General features: G+C 31.9%; 8 protein-coding genes and 1 pseudogene. 2 read left to right on the top strand and 7 right to left on the bottom strand.

Annotation, left to right across the window (positions count from 1 at the left end; all coding sequences use genetic code 11):
- Both V5787_RS08190 and V5787_RS08185 read right to left on the bottom strand, forming a co-directional pair.
- Positions 1–389 (bottom strand): IS1595 family transposase (locus V5787_RS08190; protein WP_336892759.1); only part of this gene is annotated, 389 nt, incomplete at its 3' end.
- 360 nt (positions 390–749) lie between these two features.
- Positions 750–1,514, bottom strand: coding sequence for a sulfite exporter TauE/SafE family protein (locus V5787_RS08185; protein WP_336892758.1), 765 nt, complete (start codon positions 1,512–1,514; stop codon positions 750–752).
- A gap of 485 nt (positions 1,515–1,999) precedes the next feature.
- On the opposite strand from V5787_RS08185, the gene acs reads away from it, so the two are divergent.
- The gene (gene acs / locus V5787_RS08180) at positions 2,000–3,904 is read left to right on the top strand and encodes an acetate--CoA ligase (RefSeq protein WP_336892757.1); all 1,905 of its coding nucleotides are present in this window, start codon (positions 2,000–2,002) and stop codon (positions 3,902–3,904) included.
- A 48-nt stretch (positions 3,905–3,952) separates the two neighbouring features.
- Here acs and V5787_RS08175 read toward each other — a convergent pair whose 3' ends face one another.
- The 4 genes from V5787_RS08175 to V5787_RS08160 form a co-directional block, all read right to left on the bottom strand.
- Positions 3,953–4,630, bottom strand: coding sequence for a 3'-5' exonuclease (locus V5787_RS08175; protein WP_336892756.1), 678 nt, complete (start codon positions 4,628–4,630; stop codon positions 3,953–3,955).
- A 1-nt stretch (position 4,631) separates the two neighbouring features.
- Positions 4,632–6,545 carry a DUF294 nucleotidyltransferase-like domain-containing protein gene (locus V5787_RS08170; RefSeq protein WP_336892755.1) on the bottom strand — a complete coding sequence of 638 codons (1,914 nt, stop codon included), beginning with the start codon at positions 6,543–6,545 and terminating at the stop codon, positions 4,632–4,634.
- Between the two features lie 9 nt (positions 6,546–6,554).
- Positions 6,555–7,097, bottom strand: a complete 543-nt coding sequence (locus V5787_RS08165; protein WP_336892754.1) for an NUDIX domain-containing protein — start codon at positions 7,095–7,097, stop codon at positions 6,555–6,557.
- A gap of 73 nt (positions 7,098–7,170) precedes the next feature.
- Positions 7,171–8,262 (bottom strand): M42 family metallopeptidase, encoded by a 1,092-nt coding sequence (locus V5787_RS08160; RefSeq protein ID WP_336892753.1) that lies wholly within the window; start codon positions 8,260–8,262, stop codon positions 7,171–7,173.
- Positions 8,263–8,463: 201 nt separating this feature from the next.
- Here V5787_RS08160 and V5787_RS08155 point away from each other — a divergent pair, with 201 nt between their 5' ends.
- Entirely contained in the window at positions 8,464–9,132 is a 669-nt protein-coding gene (locus V5787_RS08155; RefSeq protein WP_336892752.1) for a DUF4294 domain-containing protein, read from the top strand.
- Positions 9,133–9,228: 96 nt separating this feature from the next.
- On the opposite strand, the pseudogene V5787_RS08150 reads toward V5787_RS08155, so the two are convergent.
- A pseudogene (locus V5787_RS08150) lies at positions 9,229–9,458 on the bottom strand (IS1595 family transposase); the annotation flags it as partial.

The raw sequence follows: 9,458 nt of genomic DNA, 5'->3' as shown, positions 1-9,458 counted from the left end.
GATAGTGGATATTTCTGACTGCTTTCCATGGATTTACGAACTTTTTGCATAAAATACCAAGCAGTTCCTTGACGAATACTAAATCGTTTTCCCATTTGAATACTAGAAATACTTTTGCTAGTTGTACTCATTTCAAAAACTACACAAAAAGCCTTTTGTAAATCAAATTTTACTTTATGAAATAAGGTGTTTGCAGTTGCACTTTCAACATGATCACAACCATAACAATGATAATTATAGCCTGATTTCTCACAACCTTTTGTACCACAACATTTACTACATATAAAACCTTCAGACCATTTTATTTTGGCTAAATAAGCCTTACAAGCTTCATCATTTGGTAGTTCTTTTATAAAACTCAGTATATTTTGACCTTGAAAAACATCTATATCTGTTATATTTAAGGACACTAAGACACAGAAACTAAATGACTAACTCAGAATATTTTTATTTAAGTAGTAATGAAACCTTAAAGGTAGTATTAGACTAAATAGGCTTGAATTATAAGTGAAATATTACCTGTTTTAAAGAGTTTTGTGGAAAAGAGTATATTTCATTATGATTCTGTACTGTAGAAATCTGTCTTTTACACCAATTTTATTTTTAAATGGCTCACTAATAATTTGAAATGTTTTTTATTCAGATAAGCTATAAAAATAGAAGCATAGCTCCGCTACGGTTTTGTTCTTGTGTGAAATATGGATGAAAAAGAAACGAATTTAATACGTCATTTAAATGTTAAAAGGGTATTATAAGTGTTTGAGTATTATTTTAATTGCAATGTAAAGTATTAGAAGAGCAGTTGCTTTCTTTAATATATTTGGATTAATAAGTTTAATTCCAATTCTTGTGCCTATTTGACCTCCTAAGAAAACAGTACATCCAAGAATTATTGTTAGTGTTGTGTTGATACTAAAATCAGGATTGGTCAATTGACCACTTAAACCAGCGATAGAATTAACTAAAATAAATAAACTGGCAGTAGCTGCGATTTTTTTTGAGGTATCCCAGTTCGTCAAGTGTAATAATGGAGCTAAGAAAATACCACCCCCTATTCCGACCATTCCAGATATAAACCCGATAAACCCTCCAAAACCAAGACTTTTAAGAGATGTATGTTGATTTCTATTAATTTTGTTGATTTCCTTTTTTCTTAGAAGCATAAGAATTCCTGCTATTAGTAATGTTGTACTTAGTAAAATAAAGAAGAACTTTTCTTCAATTCTTAAGTAGCCACCGATAAAAGCTAATGGAATACTTGTTAATACCAAAGGTAATACCTTCTTAAAGTTATAGTATCCTGCTTTATAATAGAGGAAAAACGAATTAGAAACCACAACGATATTGCATATGAGTGATGTTGCTCTAATTTCAATATACTCAAGAGAAGCAAGGGCTAAAATAGCCAAATAACTAGAGCCTCCTCCAAAGCCAACTGAAGCATATAAAATTGCTATGGTGAAAAATGAAAGAATGATATCCCAGCTGGTAAGAAGTGTTTCAGTAAATGTCATGTGAAGTTTGTATTTACAAAAATACTTAAAAATATTTTTTATAAGTGGTTTACACGTTTAATTATGTAATGGAGGTAATAATGTTTTTTACGTGTCAAATTAGCTGGTTTTGGTGGGGAGTTTTAGAGTTAAAAAAGGGGGGAGAGAGTTTGCTATAGGTAAGTTTTAGATATTTAAATTTTAAAACTCTATCTTAGAGTCTAAATAAATGCGAATAAGTGAACTAGATGTCTAAGATTAAAATATAGGAATACTGGAAAGAAAACATCAAAAATATTGCTGATCTACGATTGTTATAGTTTCGTATGGATACGGTATTATCGCTATGGTAGTGAAATTTATAGTTTCTGTATTGGTTTATAAATTTACACCAATTCATTCAAAACAAGTTCAATAAATAGTTGGAAATATAAGAATACCGTTAGGATTTGTCGAGTCTCATGATTATTAAAAGTGAAATGGTAATAAATAAATAAAGATATAATATGGTAGAGAAAATTCATTCTTACAAAAAATATAAGGAAGATTATATTGAAAGTATTGAGAACCCTGATAAATTTTGGGCTGGTATTGCAGAGGGGTTTGTATGGAGGAAAAAATGGAATAAAGTTTTTGAGCATGATAAAGAAAATGCTCAAGTAAAATGGTTTGAAGGAGGTAAGTTGAATATTACTGAAAATTGTTTAGATAGACATCTAGAAAAAAGAGGTAATAAAACAGCTATTATTTGGGAACCAAATAACCCAGATGAAGAGTCAAGATATATTACTTACCGACAATTGTATGTAAAAGTTTCTCGTTTTGCAAATGTGTTAAAAAATAACGGAATCACAAAAGGTGACAGGGTGTGTTTGTATATGCCTATGATTCCAGAATTGACAGTTGCAATGTTGGCCTGTGCTAGAATTGGAGCAGTACACTCTATCGTATTTGCAGGTTTTTCATCAACGGCATTGTCAAGTAGAATTAATGATTCAGAATGTAAAATATTGATTACGGCCAATGAGGTGTATAGAGGAAATAAACCAATCAATTTAAAAGCCGTTTGTGATGAAGCCCTTGAAGAAACTCCTTCAGTAGAAAGAGTAATTGTTTATAGAAGAACTGTAGAACCTACTAAAATGAAGGAAGGTAGAGATGTCTTTTGGTTTGATGAATTACAAAAAGTTGAAAACTTCGAATGTGAGGCTGAAGAAATGGATGCAGAAGATATCTTATTTATATTATATACTTCTGGGTCAACGGGAAAACCCAAAGGAATGGTACATACCACAGGTGGATATATGGTGGGGTCAACTTATACTTTTCAAAATGTTTTTCAGTATGAAGAAAATGATATCTATTGGTGTACTGCTGATATTGGATGGATTACGGGGCACTCCTACATTATATACGGTCCTTTAGCGGCCGGAGCGACTACGGTAATGTTTGAGGGGATACCTTCATATCCTGATTATGGGCGTTTTTGGGAAATTATTGAAAAATTAAAAATCACTCATTTTTATACAGCTCCCACCGCTATCAGGGCATTGGCAAAGCATCCTTTGAGTTTGGTTGAAAAATATGATTTGTCAAGTCTGAAAGTATTAGGCTCTGTTGGAGAACCAATTAATGAAGATGCATGGCATTGGTACAATGATAATATAGGTAAAGGAACTTGTCCTATAGTAGATACTTGGTGGCAAACAGAAACAGGAGCAATAATGATTTCTGCATTGGCTGGTATTACACCATTGAGACCTACTTTTGCTACAATGCCTTTACCAGGTGTTCAGCCAGCTTTGATGGATGATAATGGTGAAGAAATATTAGGTTCTCCTGCGGAAGGAAGATTGGCAATGAAAGCTCCCTGGCCCTCTTTGGCAAGAACAATTTATGGAGATCATCAGCGCTATAAAGACACCTATTTCTCTGCTTATAAAGGAATGTATTTTACCGGAGATGGTGCTTATAGAGATGCAATGGGGAATTATAGAATTACCGGTCGGGTAGATGATGTTGTTATTGTTTCTGGACACAACTTAGGAACAGCTCCTATTGAAAACGCAATTGATGAGCATGTAGCTGTTGTTGAATGTGCAGTTGTTGGGGTTCCACATGATGTAAAAGGAAATGCTTTGTATGCCTATGTAACCCAAATTGATGGTGTAACAATTCCTGAGGATCAATTAAGAAAAGAAATCAATCAATTGATCTCAAGTACGATTGGTGCAATAGCGAAATTAGACAAAATTCAATTTGTTTCTGGATTACCAAAAACAAGATCAGGAAAAATAATGAGAAGGATTTTAAGAAAGATAGCAAGCAAAGATACTTCAAATCTTGGTGATACTTCAACTTTATTAAATCCAGAAATCATTGAAGAGATTATAAAAAACGTTCTAGATTAATCTAGAATTTGATAAAAAAAGCTTGGGTGAAAACTCAAGCTTTTTTCTTTAATAGTTTATAGGATTGGTAAAAAGATCTTTGTATTTCATTTTACCATTCTTATTAAGTTTTGGCAGTATTTTAAGAAAACTCAAGGCAGTGATAAACGCATCTCCTGCAGCCGTATGACGATCTTTGGGTGTGATTTTTAGCTCAATGGCAATTTCGTCAAGTGTATAGTTTTTATTTGGGTCAATTATATTTACGATGTGTTTTGATCTTTTAAAAAGGATTCCCGTATCAAGAACATCATTTTTTAGTTTTCCTAAGCTGTGTCGTTTTAGTGCTTTGTTAATGATACCGATGTCAAATCCTGCATGATGCGCAACAAGTACACTGCCTTTAATATAGTCTAAAAACCGAATTAGAGCTTCTATTTCTTCTAGTTTTTGAACTTTTTCTGATTTTAAGATTCCGTGAATTTTTACGGTCTCAGCTTTAAAAACACTTTGTTTTAAATAGGTTTCTAAACTGTCTTTTATTAGGATTTTATTTTCTTTTACGGCAACTGCTCCAATACATAAAATACGATCTTCGTTAAAATCAAAACCTGTCGTTTCGGTGTCAAATACAACAAAACGTGTGTCTTTTATTGTTTTTGATTGTTTGGTTTTGAAATAAGAACAATATCTTTTCCAAAATTCGGGATCGTCTTTTTTCTGAAATTTAAAAAACGGAAACTTCATATTATAACATTTGTTTTAAACTAAATCTAATAATTAGCAATTCCTGAATTTCTTTAATCGGCTTAAAAGCCCTCTTTAGTTTTAGTTTTTCCATTTTGCTCAAGGATTTTAAATTAATAAATTTACCAGAATCATTATTTAAAATTCCTTGTTCTGTTTTGAATTTTAATAACGTTCTAAAAGCTCTTGCACATGAATTGTATAATTCTTCATTCTGAGGTTCTAGTTCTGCAAGTTTTTTGTATCTATTTAAGGTGTTGTTGCTGCCTTTTATGCTATGAGAGAGAAGCAATATTCTAGCAGCATCAATCAAAGGCATTAATGCTCGAATTTTTATATTAAAAATTTCTTGTTTGTCTCCGTTTGTTTCAACGATAAACTGTCTAAAAAACCCAACAGGTGAAGGTTTTTCTATCACATCTTTTCCTAATTTTGACAGAAAATAGTTATGTTGATTAATCGTGTTAAAGAGACTTTTTTCTAGCTCGTCCGATAATTCTTTTTCTCCATAGATATATTCGTAATCAAAAAAGATAGAGGATAGTAATATTCCTGTTCCATCAGGATTGATAATCCAGTCGTCAAATTGATTTTTCCATTTACTTAAAGAGGTACACCATTTAGGGTTACTTGCCATCATGTCGGCAGGGCAATATTCATAACCAATAGTGTTTAGATACTTAACCACCTTGATAGAAAGTGAAATGAAATAATCTTGAGTTTCTTTGAATTTATCTGTAGGAACATCTTCAAATATTAATGCGTTATCTTGATCTGACATTAGAAGTTGTTCTTTTCGTCCTTGACTTCCTAGAGCTAACCATGTAAATTTAACAGGTGGTGGTTTTTTTGTTTTTTCAAGACAAAGTTCAATACTCCTACAGATTATTACAGTATTGATTTCTGAGATAATATTTAATATGTGTGGAAAGGGAAGTTCTTGTTCTAAATAGGTTTTTAATAAAATATTAACCTTTTCCCTTATGTCCCTAAGGTGTTTTGATTTTTTAGCTCTATTTATTTCTTTGATTAAAACAGAAGGATTGTTTCCAAGGGAAACTATAAGGTCGTGTAAGGACAAGATACCAATAAGTTTTGAATTTGGTGTTCCGTCTTTTGTAATGCAGATATGACTTGCTGAATGTTTTAGCATGGATATATGTGCTTCGGGAATCGTGATGTTTTCTGTAGAAGTAATCACAGGGCTCGACATGATTTCTTCAGCAGTGCTTGATATTTTATAGTCTCCCGTGGCAACCTTGTCTCGTAAATCTTTACTGGTGATAATTCCTATAGGTTTTTTATCTTTAGCTACAACGATTGCTCCGATTTTTTGGTCTCGCATACTAATAGCGATTTTTTTCACACTCGTACTTACTTTACAAGTGATGGGGTTTTTTGTGAATTTGGTGTTTTGGAGATTGAATAAATCATTGTTCGTTTCCTTTTTGATATAGGACGAAATATTTCCCCTTCCTTCTAAAACTGATGGATCCTTAATATTGGAAGCAAAACTAGTAATTAAATAATTTTTTACGTTTTTATTTTTTTCGGAAAGTGGTTTGAAAATATTGATAGGAATTCCATAGATAATAGATTCTTCATTTGCTTCCGCATTGAGTATGTAGTTTTCATGTGTCATTAAAGGGCGTAACCCAAAAATATCTCCTTCATCACAGATGTCTATTATTTTTTGTTCCAGGTCTTCCGTTAAGGTTAATTTAACGGCTCCTTTGTTTACAATGTAAAAGTGATCATGGGGTTTGGATTCTTTGCTGAAAATGTATTTGCCTTTTTCTATATAAAGAACTTCTACTTCTTCTGCGATGGATTGAAGTTTTTTCTTTGAGAGTAAGTTAAAAGGCGGGTAATTTTTTAAAAAATCTGCAATTCTTTCTGCAATTGTATTTTTCATAATACGTATTTAAGTAAATTGTTTGATTGCATCAAATATTCTGTTGTAGTAGGTCGATCCATGAGGAACATAACTGTCTCTGTTGTTTTTTAATTCAAACCTTAAAACATCAATAGGGATTAATTTTATTTGGGCGACCTCATCTTCTTGAATTTTTAAATTTTCAATTTTAATATCTAGTTTACCTAGATATAGGTGATGTAATTCATAATCTGTTAATTCCGTTGAGTGTATATGTTTATGTCGACTTGTACCAATGTTTCTTAATTCTTTGTCAATTATTTTTAGACCAATTTCTTCTTCAATTTCTCTTATAGCGGCATATATCGGGGTTTCTTGATAGGAAATGTGCCCCGCAACAGAAACATCCCAAAGGTTTGGAAAGGTGTTTTTGGTTTTGTGTCTTTTTTGGATCAATACCTGTTTGTCTTTAGTGTAGAACCAAATATGGACACTTGAATGATAGTATCCGTTTTTATGTGCGATAGATTTTAGGCAGCGTTTTCCGTTGGGCTTACTGTTTTTGTCTAAAAGTTCTATATATTCATTCATAGTCTAAAAAAGAGATTGCCTAGGAGAGGTAACCTCTTTTGTGTTTATTTACAATTGAATTAAAAAGTGTGGTTTATTTAAAATAACTAAAGGTTTCTCCCTCTTCAATTTTTAATAAACTTTCATAAATTAATTTGATTACATTTTCTACATCGTCTTTGCTAACCATTTCTACCGTTGTATGCATATAACGTAGAGCTAAAGAGATCAAGGCAGAGGGAACACCTCCGTTGCTATAAGCAAACGCATCGGTATCAGTTCCAGTAGCACGTGATGATGCGTGTCTTTGGAAAGGGATTTTGTTTTCTTCTGCAGTTTCAATAATTAATTCCCTTAAATTATGTTGAATTGCTGGAGCGTATGAGATTACTGGTCCAGCACCACATTTTGTTTCTCCTTCAACTTTTTGCTCTATCATCGGAGTTGTTGTGTCGTGACAAACATCAGTAATAATAGCAACATTTGGTTTAATTGTTTGGGATATCATTTCAGCACCTCTTAGTCCGATTTCTTCCTGAACAGAATTTGTAATGTATAAACCAAACGGAAGTTTTTTTTTGTTTTCTTTTAATAAACGGGCGACTTCAGCAATCATAAAACCACCCATTCTATTATCAAGCGCTCTACAAACAAAGTTCTTTTTGTTAAGAATCATAAATTCATCTGGATAAGTGATCACACAACCAACATGAACACCAAGTTTTTCAACTTCTTCTTTTGTTTGACACCCAGTATCAATAAAAATATTTTCAATTTTAGGAGTGTCTTCTTGTTTTCCTTTGAGTCTGGTGTGAATTGCAGGCCAACCAAAAATTCCTTTTACAATTCCTTTTTTAGTGTGGATGTTAACTCTTTTTGATGGAGCAATAATATGATCGCTTCCGCCATTTCGAATTACATAAATCAATCCTTCTGGGGTTATGTAGTTTACATACCAAGAAATTTCGTCTGCATGTCCTTCGATTACTACTTTAAATTTAGCATCAGGATTGATAACACCTACAGCGGTTCCGTATGTGTCAGTAATAAAAGTATCTACAAAAGGTCTTAAATAATCCATCCAGATTTTTTGACCTTCGCTTTCGTATCCTGTTGGGGAAGCGTTATTTAAGTATTTTTCTAAAAACGCAATTGAATTTTTGTTTAATATGGATTTTTTGCTCATATGCTATAAGTGTATTTCTATCTTGTTAATTTTTCAAAAGTACTGAATAGTTTTGTCAGTGCAAAGTTAGGTTTTAACAATATGTATTGTCTGTTTTGAGTTTTGAGAGGGTTAGTGGTGGCTTTAAAATGTAAGTCATAATTTTTGTTTGAATATATAGATTTATTTCAATAAATTTGGTGTGGTATTATTTGTTTTAACATGAAAAAAAATCTGTTGATTTTGTTATTTGTTTCCAATCTTGGTTTTGCTCAAGACAAGGATTCTCTAGATCTAAGTCGGTACACCTTATATCCAGATGACAGTTTTATGACTTATTTGGATGAGGTTCAGTTACTGCCAAAAATAAAGTTTAAAACCTATAGAGACAAACGCTATTATTATTGGTTTCGAAAAAAAGTGCTAAAGGCATATCCTTATGCGAAAATTGCATCTGGTGAATTAATTAAATTAAATGAAAAGCTTGATAGTATACCTTCCCGTCGTAAAAGGAAACGGTATACGAAAAAAACTCAAAAATATTTAGAAGAAGAATTTACCCCTCAGTTAAAAAAATTAACACGTACAGAAGGCAGGATTTTAATTAAGTTAATGTATCGTGAAACTGGAGAAAGAGCCTATGACTTGGTGAAAGAATACAGAAGCGGATGGAAGGCGTTTTGGTACAATACTACTGCAAATGTTTTTAAATTGTCCTTAAAAGAGAAATATGACCCTGTAAATGTCCAAGAGGATTATATGATAGAAGATGTTTTACAACGCGCATGGAGAGATAACCTTATTGAATTAGATAATCCGAAACTAGAATTTGATTTTTCAATGATTAATAAAAAATGGGACTTAGGTTATCCACTGGATTACAAAAAATAATTTTTAATTAATTTTATTCTTTTGCTTTGATTGTTTGTGCGTAATTACAATTGTTTGCTTAACTGAATAAAAAACATTTCAAATTATTATTCTGAGTTATACGCCTAGTGTCTGTTTTATTTTTTTTTGATATTTAGGTTTTTGTAGTACCATTCTAAGAATTGTTTTATGAAAAATGGATTTTTTGTATTGTGACCTATTAATTCTAAAACAAAATTCATCAAAGTAAGCTTGTATATGCCATTTACTTACATGAGTTGGTATTGCTCTTAACCAAGATTTTAGTTGCATAATAACCACATGTAACTCTTTGAAGTTTTTTCCAT

This window comes from Flavicella sp. (assembly GCF_037132785.1).
Classification (GTDB): domain Bacteria; phylum Bacteroidota; class Bacteroidia; order Flavobacteriales; family Flavobacteriaceae; genus Flavicella.
Note: the sequence above shows the minus strand (reverse complement) of the source record. Positions and strands in the feature narration are given on the sequence as shown.